The organism is Vreelandella alkaliphila (assembly GCF_016107625.1).
GTDB lineage: Bacteria > Pseudomonadota > Gammaproteobacteria > Pseudomonadales > Halomonadaceae > Vreelandella > Vreelandella alkaliphila.
The window spans coordinates 151,260-168,807 of the sequence record NZ_JABASV010000009.1; the positions used below are offsets into that span (position 1 = coordinate 151,260).

At 50.9% G+C, this 17,548-nt stretch carries 14 protein-coding genes; 8 read left to right on the top strand and 6 right to left on the bottom strand.

The features are described from left to right. Positions 1-32: 32 nt before the first annotated feature. On the bottom strand, positions 33-1,631 hold the full coding sequence (locus tag JFC11_RS14535; RefSeq protein ID WP_198349850.1) for a ribonuclease J: 1,599 nt from the start codon (positions 1,629-1,631) through the stop codon (positions 33-35). A 276-nt stretch (positions 1,632-1,907) separates the two neighbouring features. Between JFC11_RS14535 and purU the strand changes: the two genes are divergently transcribed. Both purU and JFC11_RS14545 read left to right on the top strand, forming a co-directional pair. After that, a complete protein-coding gene (gene purU, locus JFC11_RS14540) occupies positions 1,908-2,762 on the top strand; it encodes a formyltetrahydrofolate deformylase (RefSeq protein WP_095604125.1) in 855 nt (284 codons plus the stop codon). Positions 2,763-2,847: 85 nt separating this feature from the next. Beyond that, a complete protein-coding gene (locus JFC11_RS14545; RefSeq protein ID WP_095604124.1) occupies positions 2,848-3,519 on the top strand; it encodes an energy-coupling factor ABC transporter permease in 672 nt (223 codons plus the stop codon). Between the two features lie 60 nt (positions 3,520-3,579). Here JFC11_RS14545 and lexA read toward each other — a convergent pair whose 3' ends face one another. Further along, positions 3,580-4,257 (bottom strand): transcriptional repressor LexA, encoded by a 678-nt coding sequence (lexA, locus tag JFC11_RS14550; RefSeq protein ID WP_038483790.1) that lies wholly within the window; start codon positions 4,255-4,257, stop codon positions 3,580-3,582. Between the two features lie 327 nt (positions 4,258-4,584). Here lexA and JFC11_RS14555 point away from each other — a divergent pair, with 327 nt between their 5' ends. The 4 genes from JFC11_RS14555 (at position 4,585) to JFC11_RS14570 (ending at position 7,500) form a co-directional block, all read left to right on the top strand. Further along, positions 4,585-5,262, top strand: coding sequence for a TetR/AcrR family transcriptional regulator (locus tag JFC11_RS14555; protein ID WP_038483793.1), 678 nt, complete (start codon positions 4,585-4,587; stop codon positions 5,260-5,262). After that, positions 5,240-5,761: a L,D-transpeptidase gene (locus JFC11_RS14560; protein ID WP_038483796.1), complete on the top strand. Its 522-nt coding sequence runs from the start codon at positions 5,240-5,242 to the stop codon at positions 5,759-5,761. The genes JFC11_RS14555 and JFC11_RS14560 overlap by 23 nt, the downstream gene beginning before the upstream one ends. Before the next feature lie 81 nt (positions 5,762-5,842). Continuing rightward, a complete protein-coding gene (gene nagZ, locus JFC11_RS14565; protein WP_038483798.1) occupies positions 5,843-6,853 on the top strand; it encodes a beta-N-acetylhexosaminidase in 1,011 nt (336 codons plus the stop codon). A 68-nt stretch (positions 6,854-6,921) separates the two neighbouring features. Continuing rightward, positions 6,922-7,500, top strand: a complete 579-nt coding sequence (locus JFC11_RS14570) for a hypoxanthine-guanine phosphoribosyltransferase (RefSeq protein ID WP_009723414.1) — start codon at positions 6,922-6,924, stop codon at positions 7,498-7,500. Positions 7,501-7,509: 9 nt separating this feature from the next. Here the strand turns inward: JFC11_RS14570 and ppsR are convergent, their stop codons facing one another. Continuing rightward, the gene (gene ppsR, locus JFC11_RS14575; RefSeq protein WP_038483801.1) at positions 7,510-8,343 is read right to left on the bottom strand and encodes a posphoenolpyruvate synthetase regulatory kinase/phosphorylase PpsR; all 834 of its coding nucleotides are present in this window, start codon (positions 8,341-8,343) and stop codon (positions 7,510-7,512) included. Between the two features lie 281 nt (positions 8,344-8,624). Here ppsR and ppsA point away from each other — a divergent pair, with 281 nt between their 5' ends. Then, positions 8,625-11,009: a phosphoenolpyruvate synthase gene (gene ppsA / locus JFC11_RS14580; protein ID WP_038483803.1), complete on the top strand. Its 2,385-nt coding sequence runs from the start codon at positions 8,625-8,627 to the stop codon at positions 11,007-11,009. Positions 11,010-11,122: 113 nt separating this feature from the next. Here ppsA and JFC11_RS14585 read toward each other — a convergent pair whose 3' ends face one another. From JFC11_RS14585 to acnB, 3 genes are all read right to left on the bottom strand, one after another. Further along, a complete protein-coding gene (locus JFC11_RS14585; protein ID WP_198349851.1) occupies positions 11,123-13,009 on the bottom strand; it encodes a glycerophosphodiester phosphodiesterase family protein in 1,887 nt (628 codons plus the stop codon). A 67-nt stretch (positions 13,010-13,076) separates the two neighbouring features. Next, complete coding sequence (gene rraA / locus JFC11_RS14590; RefSeq protein ID WP_038483805.1) at positions 13,077-13,571, bottom strand: ribonuclease E activity regulator RraA; 495 nt, start codon at positions 13,569-13,571, stop codon at positions 13,077-13,079. 194 nt (positions 13,572-13,765) lie between these two features. Then, positions 13,766-16,369: a bifunctional aconitate hydratase 2/2-methylisocitrate dehydratase gene (acnB, locus tag JFC11_RS14595; RefSeq protein ID WP_198349834.1), complete on the bottom strand. Its 2,604-nt coding sequence runs from the start codon at positions 16,367-16,369 to the stop codon at positions 13,766-13,768. Positions 16,370-16,890: 521 nt separating this feature from the next. Between acnB and JFC11_RS14600 the strand changes: the two genes are divergently transcribed. Continuing rightward, positions 16,891-17,547 (top strand): MiaE family protein, encoded by a 657-nt coding sequence (locus JFC11_RS14600; RefSeq protein WP_198349835.1) that lies wholly within the window; start codon positions 16,891-16,893, stop codon positions 17,545-17,547. Position 17,548: the final 1 nt, after the last annotated feature.

The window sequence follows — 17,548 nt, forward strand, 5'->3', positions numbered from 1 at the left end:
ATCGCCAATGGCTTTAACTATCGCCAATGGCTTTAACTATCGCTAATGGCTTCTGAAGAGGGCATTTCGGTTGCCATTATTTGTAAATGTACGTCTGGCATGTGCTGTAGGTGATTGGCTAGCCAATGAATGAGCCTCGGTTGCAGTGCTTGACGCAAATCGGCCAATGTCTCTGCTGCTATTTCTAATAACTGATCATCTAGCCATTCGCTGAAACTATCTTCATCGAGTGGGCTGGTACCGCTGGCATCCAGCATCAAACGACCAATGCGGCACCAGCCAGTGTCGGTAGCCGTAACGGGAAGCGCTAAGAACAAACTGCCGCGCCGCGATGAATGAGAGCCGGTATCGAGCCCTGGATGAGGCACGACGCTGTTCTGATTAACGATGCAGGGCGGCTGGGGATAGCGTGCTTCGCAGCGTAAGCCTAGATTGTCGAACATCAACATGTCGCCATTTACCGGTGCGAGCGGGGCGTTAATACCGAGGCTGGTGGCAATCTCTTGATGGGCAGCCTGATGGCGCGCCTCCCCATGCACCGGCAGCAATGTTTTCGGCCGAATCCATTGATACAGTTTTCTCAGCTCATCTTCGGCAGGATGCCCAGTAGCGTGTAATTCTGGGTGGTTCATCTCATCGAAAATTGACACCCCAAGCTGCACTAGGCGTTTTTTCAGTTGTTCAATAGGGCGCTCGTTGCCTGGTATGGCTTTGGCAGAAAAAATGATGCTATCGCCTGGCTCAAGATCCACAAACGGGTGCCTCCGCTGCGCTAAGCGTTGTAGTGCTGCACGTGGTTCGCCTTGGCTGCCCGTAGCAATAATCACCACCTCTTCTGGCGGCAGGTAGCCTAAGTCATGGGGCGGTACTAGCGGCGGAAAGTCGTCTAGATACCCTAGGCCCTTCGCGACACTCACCATGCGTTCCATTGAACGGCCCATCAGACTGACGCGTCGGCCGCACTGTTGGGCAGCAATCCCAATCGCTAATACGCGGGCGAGGTTGCTGGCAAAACAAGATACCACCACGCGGCCTTTGCACTGCTTCAAGGTGTGAGCGAGTGCTTTTGCAACATCGCCTTCACTGCCTGAATGGCCGGGCATCGGGGCGTTAGTGGAGTCGCCTACGACGAGGTCGATAGGCGCGAGCGCACGAAATTGAGCAGCGTTAATGGGCGAACCAATTAACGGGTTAGGGTCTAGTTTCCAGTCCCCGGTGTGTAGCACGCGATAGTCGCCTGCCTGCATTAGGATTGAGCAGCTTTCAGGAATCGAATGGGTAACTTGAAGGTAACGCAGCGTGAAGGGGCCGAGCTCCATTGCATCACTCGGTTCCACAACGTTTATAGCGGCGCTACTAAGCTGATGTTCTGCAAACTTATGGCGCAGCAATCCCGCCGCTAACGGCGTTGCAAAAATAGGGCAATTCCACTTAGGCCAGAGCCACGCCACGGCGCCAATATGATCTTCATGGCCATGGGTAATGTAGAGTGCCTTTGGGGTAATGTTGAGTGCTGCTAATGTATCTGTATTGGGCACCTGCAGTGGAGAATTAGGTAGATCTTGGCGAATCATCATGCCGCAGTCGACGGCGATCCACTCATCATCGTATCCATACAGCGTAAGGTTCATTCCAATTTCACCACACCCACCTAGCGGCAGTAGGCGCAGGGGAGGGCGACGGCGGGGACGAAGTTGAACGCGTGGTGGGTGCATCAGTAATGAAAAGCCTAAAAAGTAAGGCCTTAACTATACGGGAAGGCAGGGGCGGGTAACAATCATCGTGGCATTTGGCTGCGGTGCTTCCTTGATAAGCATAAGGTACACTATTTCGCCTATATACCGCTTACCTACCGCTGGTAGGTGCTTGTCGAACGTGCCGTTAAAATATGTCAAGAGTGTTTATTTATGTCTCATTATTACCGTTTGGTGGTTTCTTGCCCTGATCAAGTGGGCATTGTGGCGCGTGTCTCAAGCTTTATTGCTCAACAAGGTGGTTCTATCACTGAAGCAAGCCAGCATTCTGATCTTGAGACTGGCCGATTCTTCATGCGATACGAAATTTTGGCAGATTCGTTGGGTATGTCGGCGGAGGCGTTACGTAGTGCGTTTGAGCCGGTGGCTAAAGCCTTCAATATGCAGTGGTCGCTCGTCGATACTCAAAAGCGTAGGCGTGTGGTGTTGATGGTGTCGCGGGAGTCTCACTGCCTGGTTGATCTGCTTTATCGTTGGCAGGCTGGGGAGCTTGATTGCGATATTGTCGGGGTTATTTCAAACCATGAGGATATGCGATCACTCACTGAGTGGTATGGCATTCCTTACCATCATGTGCCCGTAGATCCTGATAACAAGCAGGTTGCTTTCGAGCAGGTGCAAACTCAGATTGATAGCGCAAGGGCTGACTGCGTTGTGCTGGCACGTTACATGCAGATTTTGCCACCTTCGCTCTGCTCACGTTACGCGGGACGGGTGATTAACATCCACCATAGCTTCTTACCCTCTTTTGCCGGTGCTAAGCCCTATCATCAAGCTTACCAGCGTGGCGTTAAGCTAATCGGTGCTACCTGTCACTATGTCACTGAAGAACTGGATGCTGGGCCGATTATTGAACAAGATATTCATCGGGTAAGTCATTGCCACACGCCAACGGATCTCGTGCGTTTTGGGCGCGATGTCGAAAAAGCGGTATTGGCGCGTGGTTTACGATGGCATTTAGAAGACCGAGTATTAATCCATGGCAATAAGACCGTGGTGTTCAGCTAAGCATGTTGTTTAGATACGCAGAGTTTTTAGTCAATTCAATTTTACAGCTGGCTTGTCGCTAGCTGACGGGTAGATAGGGGCATCCATGTCTTTCGCGCAAAGTGTTTTAGCTCCCTGGGCATTGTTGCTGACGTGGTTGGTATCGTTGAGCGTACTTGCATGGATGATATGGCTGCGCCCTTGGCGAGTACTGATAGGCGATGTGGCTCTTCAGCATCGGTGGTTAGCCGCGACGCTCGCTGTAGTGTTGATGTGGCAACTGCGTGCTCAGGCAGTCGATTGGCTAACCCTGCACTTAGTATTCACTGTCTTAATGACGTTGGTATTCAAAATGCCTCTCGCATTAATCAGCAATGTGCTGATTAATGTTGCGATGTCAGCTATTGGCCGCAACGAATGGGTGTTACTAGGCGCTAATGTATTGGTAACCGGCATTGTACCTGCGGTCATTACCGGTTTGGTATGGCGATGGGTAGATCGGCGCCTGCCGGATAACTTGATGATCTTTCTATTCGTATGCGGCTTTTTTGGCGCAGCGCTGGCAACACTGGCAGGAGGGTTGTCGGCGGTCTTGCTAATCATGGTGGCGGGTACCGACTCTGAAGCTGTGTACTTAGCCCAAGAGTATGCGCGCTTCTTACCCCTGTTAATGCCCTCCGAGGCTTTCATCACAGGGATGTTGCTCAGTATTTTATTGGTGTATCACCCGAGTTGGGTAGCTACGTTTAATGATCGTCGCTATATAGACTCTCAGTAACATTGCGATAGCCGGTGAGTATCTCTATCGAGTGCCTCACCGGCATTTACACTTACTCGCTTATCCCAGTGCTTGGCCGTTACCGCCACGTATGACACCAACTCCCACCCCTTCGATATCCAACTGCTGCGTGCGTAGGTCAATTTCTATGGGCGCAAAGTCGTTGTTTTCAGCAATCAGCGTCACCGTATGGCCCTGTCGTTTAAAGCGTTTTACAGTTACTTCATCTTCTAGCCTTGCCACCACAATCTGGCCATCACGAACCCGGTCGGTGCGATGCACGGCAAGAAGGTCGCCTTCCAGTATGCCAACATCCTTCATTGACAAGCCTCGCACCCGAAGAAGGTAATCCGCTTTGGGGGTAAAGTATTCAGCGGGGAGTGGGCAATAACGATCAATGTGTTCCGCTGCTAGAATCGGGCTTCCTGCGGCCACTTCGCCAATGACAGGTAAGCCATTGGGTAGTGGTTCTACGTTGGCGGCAGGCGCTGTTGCCGAGACATCACTGACATCCTGCGGTTCCTGATTAGGCAGTCGAATCCCCCGCGAGGTATTGCGAATGATGCGGATGGCACCTTTACGCTCAAGCGCTCGTAAATGCTCTTCAGCAGCGTTAGGGGAGCGAAAGCCTAGCGCTTTGGCAATTTCTGCGCGGGTTGGCGGATAGCCAAATTCAGACATCGTTTTAACAATAAAATCAAAAACATGCTGTTGACGAGCAGTAAGTGGACGCGACATAACAAACTCCAAAAAATTAAACAAGACAGTGGCTACATGTCGGCTTAAACAGTATGTGGTTAAGTATACAGTATGTTGCTCTGTCCAGTACATGCTAGAGCGTTTCGCTATGGCATGGGAGTCGTTATGCGAATGGTGTCAGGAGTGGAGATAAGAACGGTAAGTCTGAGGGGCTCTGTCGACGGAGCGTCTGATGGCAGGCGTTTGAATAGGGGCCTAGGGTGTATTTGAGCGTTGGGTAAAAAGCTAAAGATAAGTGATTGAGCCAAATAGCGTTATGGCATAGTATTTAACGATGTTTTAAACACTCGTTTTCTGGAGGGCGCTATGGCGCAATCTGATACGGTAACACGTATCCTCGATACCGCTGAGGTGCTGTTTGCCGAGCGTGGTTTTGCCGAAACATCGCTACGCAATATCACCAGTAAAGCGCGGGTCAATTTGGCGGCTGTCAATTACCACTTTGGTTCTAAAAAAGCGCTTATCCAAGCGGTGTTTGCGCGCTATTTAGACCCCTTCTCGCAACGTTTTCATACGGCGCTTGATGAGCTGGAAGCGCAGTACAACGGTGATGTGATTCCGCTTGAAGTGCTGTTGGAAACAATGGCAAGCACGGTGCTGGCAGTGCCTGCTGAGCGCAATAGCCTGAAGGTGTTTATGCGTCTGCTAGGATTGGCGTATAGCCAGGCACAAGGGCATTTACGCCGTTATATCCAACAGCAGTACGGAGACGTATTTACCCGCTTTACTGAACTCGTGCGCCAGGCAACGCCAGATTTACCTGATGCTGAGCGTTTTTGGCGACTGCATTTCATGTTGGGCACCGTGATTTTTACGCTGTCGGGTCTAGATGCGCTGCGAGACATTGCTGCGAAAGACTATAATGAGCAAGTAACCGTCAGGGATTTGGTAAGACGTTTACGCCCTGTCGTGGTTGCTGCCATGAATGCTCCGCTACCGCCTGCTGCTGATGAAGGACATTATGCGAACGCCCACGCTAGCTGAACTACCCCCGCAGAATGGTGGTTGGATAGAAATCAATATCAAACAGCAGCAGCTATGCTGGTGGCAAGGGCGTACGCTGCAGTACACGTGCTCTGTATCCACCGGTGAGAAAGGTGTAGGACAGCAGGAAGGTAGTGGTCAAACCCCCCTGGGATGGCATTATATCCGCGCATCGATAGGTGGCGGTTTAGCTGATAATGCTGTTTTTCGGGGGCGACGGTGGACTGGGGAGGTGTTTACGTCGGCGCTTGCGGCGGAATTCCCTCATCGTGATTGGATATTAACGCGCATTTTGTGGCTCTGTGGTTTAGAGAGAGGAGTGAATCGCGGCGGGGATGTCGACACTCAGCGTCGCTTTATCTACCTTCATGGCACGCCACCTGATCAACCGATGGGTGTGGCTGCTTCACATGGGTGTATTCGGTTGCGCAATGACGATCTGCTTTATCTTTTTGAGCATGCGCCGCCGGGCACACCTGTTTGGCTTCATAATGGCTAAGCGTAGGCAGCTTATTATTGATTTTTTGACACGAGAGATTGATCAACTAAAATTGACGGCCCTTTTGTTGGATCCATCACAATGACTCAATCTTTAGGCCCGGTCATGCTTGACCTTGAAGGGCCGCGATTAACCAAAGCTGAAAAACATCTTTTGATGGACCCTGCTGTGGGCGGTGTCATTTTATTCGCTAGAAATGTCGAGAATGCTTACCAGGTTAGAAAGCTTTGCAGTGATATTCGTCGTGTCCGCGGCGAGCTGTTACTTGGTATTGATCAAGAAGGCGGTCGCGTTCAGCGAATTAAAGAAGGCGTTACTCGCATGCCAGCCATGGCACGCATTGGTGATCAATTCGCTGAGGATTCGGCATCCGGTCTTGCACTAGCAAAAGATGCGGGTTGGTTGCTGGGGATGGAAATGGCTGCTTGCGGTCTGGATATCAGCTTTGCGCCTGTTTTAGATGTCGAAAGTGGCATCTCTAGCGTTATCGGTGATCGTAGCTTCAGCACCGACCCTGCACACGTCGCTGCGCTGGGTCAGTGTTTTATCAACGGTTTGCATGAAGCGGGTATGGCGGCGGTAGGTAAGCATTTTCCTGGCCATGGTGGCGTTGCCGCTGACTCCCATGTGGCGTTACCTGTGGATGACCGTCCGCTGGCGCTTATTAAACAGCGCGATCTTGTTCCGTTTAGCCAGCTTGCTACTCAGCTTGATGGTGTTATGCCTGCCCATGTTATTTATAGTGCGTTTGACTCACGTCCTGCTGGCTTCTCACCTAGCTGGTTGGGAATGTTAAGAGAGTCCCTGGGGTTTAAAGGTTGTATCTTTTCAGATGATTTAAGCATGGCGGGTGCTCATGAAGCGGGTGACCCGAAGGAGCGCGCCAGTGCTGCCCTTGCCGCAGGATGCGACATGCTATTGGTCTGTAATGACCGCTCTGCAGCGTTAGACGTTGTTGAAGCATGCCAAGGATTACACAGCAAACGACCAATCAAGCTACGCTATGGGCGAGCCCGTCCAGATGTGGATGCGCTAACGGCGCTTGGCCGCTGGCGTCGTACCCATGCCAAATTAGAAGCGTTGGCGAACTAACCCCATCTTTTCTTAAATTATTTCGTTTTTAAGTCACTGACTAGTTAACCTCTTCTTGGAGTAACCCGATGTCCAAACTGGATAAAGAGGCGCTTGAGTCGCTTGACTCAATGCGTGAGCTGATGGATAACGCTGACTGCTTAATTTCTCAAGAACAAGTTGAGCGCGCACTGGATCGAATGGCCGAGGCAATTAGCAAAGATCTAGGGGATAAGTTGCCAGTTTTTTACTGTGTTATGAATGGCGGCTTGATCACTACAGGGCACCTGCTAACTCGATTAGGTTTCCCTCTTGAGGTTGATTATCTGCACGCGACCCGCTATCGCAATGAGTTGCGTGGTGGCGAACTTTTTTGGCGTGTTTCTCCAGAAATTCCCATGGCAGGGCGCCACGTAGTCATCGTCGATGACATTCTTGATGAAGGCTCTACGTTAGCCGCTATTCTTGCCTACTGCGAGGAAGCCCAAGCGGCGAGCGTTACAACGGCCGTGCTGGTGGATAAGCAGCATGACCGTAAAGCGGTGCCTGGCTTAAAAGCCGATTACTGTAGCCTAGAGGTTGCAGATCGTTACGTGTTCGGCTTTGGCATGGATTATAAAGGCTACTGGCGTAATGCCCCTGGAATATTTGCTCCCAAGGGCATGTGATGTTCTGGCCTAGCGGGGCGAGAAGCGCCTGGCTAGGCCTGTCTCCGCAATCATTCGGGTTGATATCTCTTCTACTGAAAAGCGTGTCGTATCGATAAACGGGATGTGCATCGAGCGATATAGCGACTCAGCCTGTTCAACTTCTTGCAAACACTGATCCATTGAACTGTAGCGGCTGTTTGGACGGCGCTCGTTGCGTATTGCTGCTAGCCTGCGAGCATCAATTGTCAGACCAAACAGCTTGTGTCTATGAGGAGCCAGTGCCTTGGGTAGTTTTAAACTGCCATCTTCATCCAGGTCATCTTCAGTTAATGGGTAGTTAGCTGCTCGAATACCAAATTGAAGCGCTAGATAAAGAGAGGTGGGTGTTTTTCCGCAACGTGAAACGCCAACCAGAATAATGTCGGCTTTATCGTATTGGTGCGTTCGTGCGCCATCATCATTATCTAGTGCAAAATGGACGGAATGGATGCGATCCATGTAGACATCATCGCTACCAATCGAGTGCGTTCTGCCGACGCTGTAAGAGGAGTGTGTTTCTAGCTCTTGCTCTAGGGGTTCTAAAAAGGTAGAGAAGATATCCACCTTGAAACCTGAGGCCTGTCGAATGACGTTACGGATATCCTGATCCACAATGGTATCAATGATAATCGGCCGATGGCCGTCACGGACGGCGGTAGAGTCGATTATTTCCGCTAAAGCTTGAGCCTTTTCCAGCGTATCAATGTAGGGCTTTGTAAGCATATTAATTTCAACATCACTAAATTGAGCTAACAGGCTACGCCCAAGGCTTTCTGCCGTAATGCCAGTACCATCAGAAATAAAAAAAGCTGTTCGCTTCATCGCTAAATCCGTCAATAAATAAAGTTGCTATTGTGGGGTGAGGCGTGGGTTAGCACAATCGTTGCCAAGCCATTCACATTGCAGTTCGTTTTAACGCATATTTAATAAAAATTACCTCATTAAGACTACATAAAAAGCCCTTTATTGCACTTTGTTGTAAAAATCCTCCACTCCGTTCGCTATTAGACCAATGGCGAATGCGGCAGGGCGATGCTAGTGTGACATGGTCAATTAGAGTCGGCCTGTCAGGTCGCAAAGCAGTCTAAAAGCGAGGGGGTTGCGTGGAAGAGTACATTCTATGGTTCGATCAGCTAGGTATGGCAGACGTCGAACGTGTGGGTGGTAAAAACGCTTCGCTTGGCGAAATGATCTCGAATTTATCAGGTGTGGGCGTGACAGTGCCGGGTGGATTTGCCACGACGGCCCATGCCTATCGTGAGTTTCTCTCTCACGAAGGGCTAAATGACCGCATCAACGCCACCCTTGCTCGCCTTGATGTCGATGATGTTAAGGCGTTGGCAGAGGCTGGCAAGACTATCCGCCAGTGGATTATTGATACGCCACTTCCCCCTGCATTTGAACATGCTTTACGCGGTGCCTATGAGCAGCTTCAGGCTAAGCATCCCAGCTTGAAAGTTGCCGTACGCAGCTCGGCCACGGCAGAAGATCTGCCTGATGCGTCTTTTGCTGGTCAGCAGGAAACGTTCCTCAATATTGAAGGTTTTGACAATATTAAACAGGCGGTGCACGAAGTGTTTGCATCGCTATTCAACGACCGCGCGATCTCTTACCGCGTTCACCGCGGCTACGCCCATGAGAATGTGGCGCTGTCTGCGGGTGTGCAGAAGATGGTGCGTTCAGAGACAGGTGCTTCCGGGGTTATGTTTACGCTGGATACCGAGTCTGGTTACCGCGACGCAGTGTTTGTCACTGCTTCCTGGGGGCTTGGTGAAACCGTCGTCCAGGGGGCTGTCAATCCTGATGAATTTTATGTGCACAAGCCCACGCTTGAGGCTGGCCGTCCCGCGGTGCTTCGCCGGACGCTAGGCTCTAAATTGATCAAAATGATCTATGGGCAAGATGCCAGTGCTGGTAAATCAGTTGAAACTGTTGATGTGCCGTTTAATGATCGTGGTCGGTTCTGTATTAACGATGAGCAGATCATGGATCTTGCACGGCAAGCCATGACCATTGAAAAACATTACCAGCGCCCGATGGATATCGAGTGGGCACTGGATGGTGATGATGGTCAGCTTTACATCGTTCAAGCACGTCCTGAAACCGTTGTTTCACAACAGGAAGGAGGAAAGTTAGAACGCTTCCACCTGCGTGAAAAAGGACGCACGCTGATTACAGGGCGGGCGATTGGTCAGCGGATTGGGCGTGGCACGGTAAAAACAGTACTTAGCCCAGAAGAAATGGACAAGGTTCAAGAGGGTGACATCCTGGTAACCGACATGACCGACCCGGATTGGGAACCGATCATGAAGCGTGCATCAGCGATTGTTACTAATCGTGGTGGACGAACTTGTCACGCGGCCATCATTGCGCGGGAATTGGGCATACCTGCGGTGGTCGGTTGCGGGGATGCAACCACTCAGCTTAAAGAAGGCATTGATGTCACGGTGTCCTGTGCCGAAGGTGACACTGGCCACGTATATGAAGGGCTTCTGGCATTTGACTGCAAGGTCTCAAGTGTCGACGCGATGCCGGAGATCCCCTTCAAAATTATGATGAATGTGGGTAACCCAGACCGTGCATTTGGCTTTGCTGGCTTACCCCACGCTGGGGTTGGCCTTGCTAGGCTGGAGTTCATCATTAACCGTATGATCGGTGTTCACCCCAAAGCGCTGTTGGATTACGACACGCTGCCTGCTGATCTTCAGCAGGTCATCGATTTGCGCACTGCCGGTTACGATGATCCTGTCAGTTTCTATGTTGATAAGCTGGTCGAAGGCATCTCAACCCTGGCCGCTGCTTTCCATCCTCAGCGAGTGATCGTAAGGCTCTCTGATTTTAAATCAAATGAGTACGAAAACCTCATTGGTGGCAAGCTTTATGAGCCCGGTGAAGAGAACCCAATGCTTGGTTTCAGAGGGGCCTCGCGTTATATCTCGGATGCCTTTAGGCCCTGTTTTGAGCTTGAGTGCCGAGCGCTGAAGCGGGTTCGTGAAGAAATGGGCTTTGATAACGTTGAAATCATGGTGCCCTTTGTCCGCACAACCGATGAAGCGCGCGAGGTCGTAGAGTTGTTAGCGGCTAATGGCTTACCGCGGGGCGGTGAGTCTAATCCTGATGGCTTAAAAGTTATCATGATGTGTGAGTTACCGGCTAACGCACTACTGGCTGATGAGTTCCTCGAGTACTTTGATGGTTTCTCGATTGGTTCCAATGATTTGACCCAACTGACGCTAGGTCTGGATCGTGACTCGGGTATCGTTGCGCATCTGTTTGATGAACGAAATCCAGCGGTGAAAAAGCTATTAGCAATGGCCATCAAAGCCTGCAAAGCGCAAGGCAAGTATGTTGGCATTTGTGGTCAAGGCCCTTCTGATCATCCGGATCTGGCCAAGTGGTTAATGGAGCAGGGAATTGATTCTGTCTCCTTAAACCCAGACGCGGTGCTTGAAACCTGGTTTATGCTGGCGGGTGAAACCATCGAATAATACTGTCAGCTTGCAGGACTGGCTCGCAACACCAGTGAGTGACATAGTGGGGTGAGTTGCTCATCTTCGCCCGGCCATTGGCCGGGCGACTGGGAATCATAAAGAGATTTTTGCTATTGGCGTAGCCAGTTGCGCAGTTTTACCAGCATTAGACCGCCGTCGCTCAGCGCACGGCGGTCTTCTATTAGCTCGCTCAAACGGTCTGGATAGTCAGTGATTATCGCATCAACCCCAAGATCAATCAGTGCCGACATGCGCGCTCGGTCATTGACTGTCCAGGCGTGTATTTCGTAGTTATAAAGCGCCGCCAATCGAATTTCTTGTGGTGTGATACGGTTATGACGCAGGCCTAAAGCATCGAATTGGCGTCGATCCAGCGTGCCAGCCAAGATCAGTTGGGCGAGTAAGGTAATGCGTAATTCGGGGGCTTGCTGTTTTAAATAAGTCACCATACTGGGTGACATGGTCGCCATGCGCATATCTAGGAATACATTTGGAAACCCGCAGTTCGCGTTCGCATTGAGCGCGTTATCCTGGGTTGCCCAGCAGCGATAACGAATGTCACTTTCTGTCTCAAGGGTTGCTAATACGGCGCGAGCAAGCCTCTCTTCGTCGCCAGGCGAGGGCTTCATGTCAATCATTAAGCCTGCGCGTCCTCGCACTAGCGCCAAAGCATCATCCAAACCAGCAATCCTTTCGTCTTGAAAGGCATCGCCAAACCAGCTGCCGACATCAACTTTGCTCAACTCTGCTCTAGTGAGTGAATCAAATTCTCGCCGATCGCCTGTTAGCCGGGCCAAGCTGCGATCATGGTAAAGAAGCACCTGGTTGTCAGCACTCAGGCGAACATCCAGTTCTACAGCATCGGCACCGTCTTCAAGCGCTTGTCTTATCGCGGATAAGGTATTCTCCGGCGCTACCATCGAGCTTCCTCGGTGGGCGATGACTGCTACGTTATCGCGTATTTCAAAGCTGTTGAGTATCCACCATGCTTGTAGCCCCGCCAGTAGCAGTACGCTTAGTTCAATCGCCCACGCAAGGCGACCAGGATGGGCGTGTTCCGACCGAGGCGAAGGGCGTGTCTCTCGAAAAGCCAGTTGCAGGTATAAGCACGCTGATAGGAGGGCATTGGTGGCAATACCTAAAAATGTAATGGTTAACGTAACCAGTACGTAGCTGGTTAAATAAGCCAACATCGCTGGAATCAGCACGGCATTATGTTCGGGTAGTCCCCATAACAGGGGCGTCACGACACTATCAAATAGCCATGTAGAGATAATCGGCAGACTGATAATGACGATCAGCAGTGTTAAGACCGCCACACCAATCGAACGATGCCAGCCGCGAGTTAAGCGCACGCTACGCTTAAGTGCTTGGAAAGGGGGGCAGTTGTCCAACGCTACTAACGGTAGCGCTAGTAACCAACGCAGGTAGAGCCACGCAGCAAACCCAAGCCAGATAACCAGTAACGGCAGTGCGCAAGCAATAAAATACCACAGCGAGGCTGGGCGGGTTTGTTGTAAATAGTAGGGATCTATACCGCTTAACCACACATCATAAAGCCACGCTAAGCCCATCATAAAAGGGGCTAAAAGCAACAAGTGGGCTCCTACCTGAAGAATGACCAGACCCGCGAGTGCTGGCAAACGGCGTGTGCTTAACCACAGTGCTTCAAAAGCGAGTCGGTAGTGGTTGTCTTTAGGTCTGACGGCCACCAGCAGCATGCCTGCTTGTTGCCAATAAATCAGTAAGAATGCAAAGCCAAGACCCACGAGCAACGCAACTAAGCCCAGTGGACTAAATAGCAGTGTAATCAGCGCATCATTGGTGACGACTGTTCGGTTGAGTTGCGCTAGTAAGGCCCGAGAGATCCACGCAATCAATGGCACTACAAGAGCAGAGGCTAATAGGGTGAAGAGCAGGTGATAAGCAATGAGAGGACGAAGATGGTCGCGCAGAGTGTGGAGTAGGGTGTAGCCCAATTGGTTAAGCGGCTGCATGGTCACAATTTTGTCAGAGTTGAATTACCAGGGTGGCACTAAGTACCACACCTGGCAAGCCCTTGCCTTAGGAAAGCTCAAGCGGTTTTTCGGCGATAATAATGCCGTTGTTATCTGCGTAAAGCCATTGTCCAGTGTGTAACGTGGCGCCTGCAAAGGTAATGGGTATATCGCGTTGCCCTTCGCCGCGCTTTTCGCTCTTGCGCGGATGGTTACCTAACGCTTGAACGCCAAGTGGTAGTGTGACAAGAATGTCGACGTCTCGTACACAGCCATACATCACCACACCAGCCCAACCATTTTTAGCGGCTTGCTCGGCGAGCATATCACCAAGCATGGCACAGCGGTGTGACCCGCCAGCATCCACAACTAGCACTGCACCATCACCTGGTTCGGCAACAGCTTGCTTAACCATTGAGTTGTCTTCAAAACACTTAACGGTACGAATAGGGCCGTAAAAACTGTCGACGCCACCATAATTAGCAAACATCGGTTCAAGTACTATTACGTCAGGATTCGCATCACATAAATCTGGTGTGACAACAGGGGTTGCATATGTCATTACACGCTCCTATGAAGCATTATCTTCAAAATTAGCCCATGAAGACCCATTGATGAAAGTCAGGCGGCCATAAAAAAACGCCCCAGCCTGCAAGCAGGTTGGGGCGTTCGGTCATCGGCTCAAAAAGGAGACATTGTCATCCTTCTTGCGATGTTGCGAGCATCGGCGATAAGTTCTCGGTACTGCAAAGAGCATTAAGCTTCTTGAGCAACCGGAATCACGTTCGAGGCGATTTTTTGATACTCCTCGATTTCGTGGAAGTTCATGTAACGATATATTTCTCCAGCGAGTGCGTCAAATTCACTCATGTATCGCTGGTACTCTTCCACTGTTGGAAGGCGGCCTTCCACGGCAGCGACGGCTGCGAGTTCCGCTGAGGCGAGGTATACATTGGCACCATCACCTAAGCGGTTCGGGAAGTTACGTGTAGACGTAGACACAACAGTGCTTTTCGCTGCAACGCGTGCCTGGTTACCCATACACAGTGAACATCCCGGCATTTCCATGCGGGCGCCAGCACGGCCATAAATGCCGTAATAGCCTTCTTCGGTAAGCTGGTGCTGATCCATTTTGGTCGGCGGCGCCAGCCAAAGGCGCGTTTTCAGGCTGCCCGCAGGCTGTTTTTCAAGTAGTTTACCGGCTGCACGGAAGTGACCAATATTGGTCATGCACGAACCGATAAATACTTCATCAATTTTTTCGCCGGCAACGTCTGAAAGCAGACGAGCATCATCTGGATCATTAGGCGCACAAAGAACGGGTTCTTTAATTTCGCTCAAATCAATTTCGATGATTTCGGCGTAGTCAGCATCTTTGTCAGCACGCATCAAGCTTGGGTTCTCAAGCCATGCTTCCATACCTTCGATACGACGGCTGATAGTGCGTTCGTCACCGTAGCCATTCGCAATCATCCACTTCAGCAGTGTGATGTTGGATTTAAGGTACTCGGTGACGCTTTCTTCAGACAGGGTGATTGTACAGCCTGCTGCACTGCGCTCTGCTGAAGCGTCGGAAAGCTCGAAAGCTTGCTCGACGGTCAGGTCTTCAAGACCTTCAATTTCCAATACACGGCCAGAGAAAGCGTTCTTCTTACCGGATTTCTCAACGGTTAGCAGTCCCTGCTTGATGGCGTAGAGGGGAATGGCGTGAACCAGGTCGCGCAGTGTCACGCCCGGCTGGCGCTCACCTCTAAAGCGCACCAGTACGGATTCCGGCATGTCCAGTGGCATAACGCCAGTCGCAGCAGCAAACGCTACCAGACCAGAACCTGCTGGAAACGAAATGCCCAGCGGGAAACGGGTGTGAGAGTCACCACCGGTACCCACTGTGTCGGGCAGTAGCATACGGTTCAGCCAGCTGTGGATGATGCCGTCGCCGGGGCGAAGAGAGACGCCGCCACGGTTCATGATGAAGTCAGGCAGTGTGTGGTGCGTATCCACATCGACAGGCTTTGGATAGGCCGCAGTGTGACAGAATGACTGCATGACCAAGTCGGCCTGGAAACCAAGGCACGCCAAGTCTTTCAGCTCGTCACGGGTCATCGGCCCTGTTGTGTCCTGAGAGCCAACGGTGGTCATCTTGGGCTCGCAGTACATGCCGGGGCGTACGCCGTCCATGCCACACGCTTTACCGACCATTTTTTGAGCAAGGGTGAAGCCCTTGCCAGTATCAACCGGCTGGTCTGGCAGGCGGAAAACATCAGAAGGCTCAAGGCCTAGCGATTCACGCGCTTTACCTGTTAAACCACGACCGATAATCAGCGGAATGCGTCCACCTGCGCGCACTTCGTCAAGAATCAGTTGGGTTTTAAGTTCGAAGGTTGTCAGTACTTCGTCGGTACCGTGCTTGCACACTTTGCCTTCGTATGGATAGACATCAATGATGTCGCCCATTTCTAGTTTGGCAACATCCATTTCAACCGGCAGTGCACCAGAATCTTCCATAGTATTGAAGAAGATCGGTGCGATTTTGGCACCAAAACAGAAGCCGCCAGCGCGCTTATTGGGCACGTAAGGAATGTCGTCGCCGAAGAACCAGAGTACAGAGTTAGTGGCGGACTTGCGTGAAGAGCCAGTACCAACCACGTCGCCTACATAGGCAACGGGGAAGCCTTTCGCTTTAACTTCTTCAATTTGTTTCAGCGGGCCAGTCGTGCCTTGCACTTCGGGTTCAATACCTTCGCGCTCGTTTTTGAGCATGGCATTGGCATGCAGCGGGATGTCTGGGCGCGACCACGCGTCAGGCGCAGGAGAGAGGTCGTCAGTATTGGTTTCGCCAGGAACCTTAAAGACGGTTAAGGTGATTTTCTCTTCCAGTGCAGGCTTGGAGAGGAACCACTCTGCAGCAGCCCAAGACTGAATAACGTCTTTAGCAACCGCATTGCCATTTTTGGCGCGCTCTTCAACGTCATGGAACGCATCAAACATGAGAAGGGTATGCTTGAGCTGTTCGCCAGCTTCTCGAGCAAGTTCTTCATTGTCTAATAGTTCGACCATGGAGACGATGTTATAACCGCCTTGCATGGTGCCGAGAAGTTTGACGGCATGGATCTTATCGATCAGTGGAGAGGTGGCTTCACCTTTAGCAATCGCGGTTAAGAAACCTGCTTTTACATACGCAGCTTCATCAACGCCTGGGGGTACTCGGTTGGTGATTAGGTCAAGAATAAACTCTTCTTCACCTGCCGGCGGATTTTTAAGTAGCTCAATTAAGGCAGCGACTTGTTCGGCGTTCAGGGGCTTGGGCGGTACGCCCTCTGCAGCGCGTTCCTCGACATGTTGGCGGTAAGCTTCAAGCACGTTGGGGCCCTCTCATCTTCTTAATGGTGACGAGCGCATACCCACACGGTATTGAGTATGTGCTCGGACACGTGACATACGCTTGACAAACAGCGTCTGGTGGATGAAATGGATTCTACGGGAAACTGTCGACAATGTTAAGGCGGCAAGCTCCTGAGGACCTTGTACTTTATGTTGAGGAGATGGTGTGGGGTTTCTTAATAGCGCGTTTTTTTCTTAATTAACCCAGCGGGTGGAAGTTTTTTACCGAACAGGCGTAATTGAGGGTGAGGGCACGTGTGATTATTGTGATGCCGCGTTACCATACTGCTTGATTATTTCGTCGTATTATTATCACTACGGCAGTTGAATCGCGGGTATTGTGGTGTGGAGCTGCAATATAAGCGTAATTATATATTAGATATGTGCTATATAAAAAGTGCTGTTACGGCTCTTTCAACAGCGAGCGTAATGGCAGGGAACAAACGCCCAGGGCGTTTATATGTTGTACAATAGTGAGATAAGCGCTTGGTAATGGTGTTATGTCGATACAATTAAATATGTTGCAACCTGTAGGTCATGCGCTTCAAGCGGATGATTTACTGCCAGAATGTCTCCATCAGTTTCTTGCTTGCTCAACGCCTGATGCTTGGCTGCAATGGGCGCTGGATAACCCAGAGATACTTCTTATTGACCACGCTCAGTGTGAGAAAAAAGCCGCTTCAACGGCAATGAGCTTGCTCTATCGTTACGTTGATCAGCCGTTACTATTAAGCAAGATGTCGCAGCTGGCTCGAGAAGAACTACTGCATTTTGAGCAGGTAGTTGGCTTAATGGAGAAGCGAGGCGTGGCGTATAGTCACCTTACTGCGTCACGCTATGCCGAAGGCTTGCGCAAGCATGTGCGTAGCAATGATCCTGACCGTTTAATTGATGTGTTAATTATTGGTGCGCTCATTGAAGCACGTAGCTGCGAGCGCTTTGCGCGCTTAATTCCTTATTTAGATGAAGAGCTTGCCAAGTTCTATCGCACGTTAGTGAAGTCAGAAGGCCGTCACTTTGAAGACTATTTGCTGCTTGCCAGACAGCAAACATCGGCATCAATAGATGACAGAATCGCCTTTTTTGTGGCGCGTGAAGCGGAGTTGATTACTTCGCCAGATACGACTTTTCGTTTTCATAGCGGTGTGCCTGCTTAAG

Coding starts and splice junctions, on each gene's coding strand:
- JFC11_RS14535 (WP_198349850.1), bottom strand. CDS start 1,631: ATGAACCTTACGCTGTATGGATACGATGATGAGTGGATCGCCGTCGAC.
- purU (WP_095604125.1), top strand. CDS start 1,908: ATGTCTCATTATTACCGTTTGGTGGTTTCTTGCCCTGATCAAGTGGGC.
- JFC11_RS14545 (WP_095604124.1), top strand. CDS start 2,848: ATGTCTTTCGCGCAAAGTGTTTTAGCTCCCTGGGCATTGTTGCTGACG.
- lexA (WP_038483790.1), bottom strand. CDS start 4,257: ATGTCGCGTCCACTTACTGCTCGTCAACAGCATGTTTTTGATTTTATT.
- JFC11_RS14555 (WP_038483793.1), top strand. CDS start 4,585: ATGGCGCAATCTGATACGGTAACACGTATCCTCGATACCGCTGAGGTG.
- JFC11_RS14560 (WP_038483796.1), top strand. CDS start 5,240: ATGCGAACGCCCACGCTAGCTGAACTACCCCCGCAGAATGGTGGTTGG.
- nagZ (WP_038483798.1), top strand. CDS start 5,843: ATGACTCAATCTTTAGGCCCGGTCATGCTTGACCTTGAAGGGCCGCGA.
- JFC11_RS14570 (WP_009723414.1), top strand. CDS start 6,922: ATGTCCAAACTGGATAAAGAGGCGCTTGAGTCGCTTGACTCAATGCGT.
- ppsR (WP_038483801.1), bottom strand. CDS start 8,343: ATGAAGCGAACAGCTTTTTTTATTTCTGATGGTACTGGCATTACGGCA.
- JFC11_RS14585 (WP_198349851.1), bottom strand. CDS start 13,009: ATGCAGCCGCTTAACCAATTGGGCTACACCCTACTCCACACTCTGCGC.
- rraA (WP_038483805.1), bottom strand. CDS start 13,571: ATGACATATGCAACCCCTGTTGTCACACCAGATTTATGTGATGCGAAT.
- JFC11_RS14600 (WP_198349835.1), top strand. CDS start 16,891: ATGTCGATACAATTAAATATGTTGCAACCTGTAGGTCATGCGCTTCAA.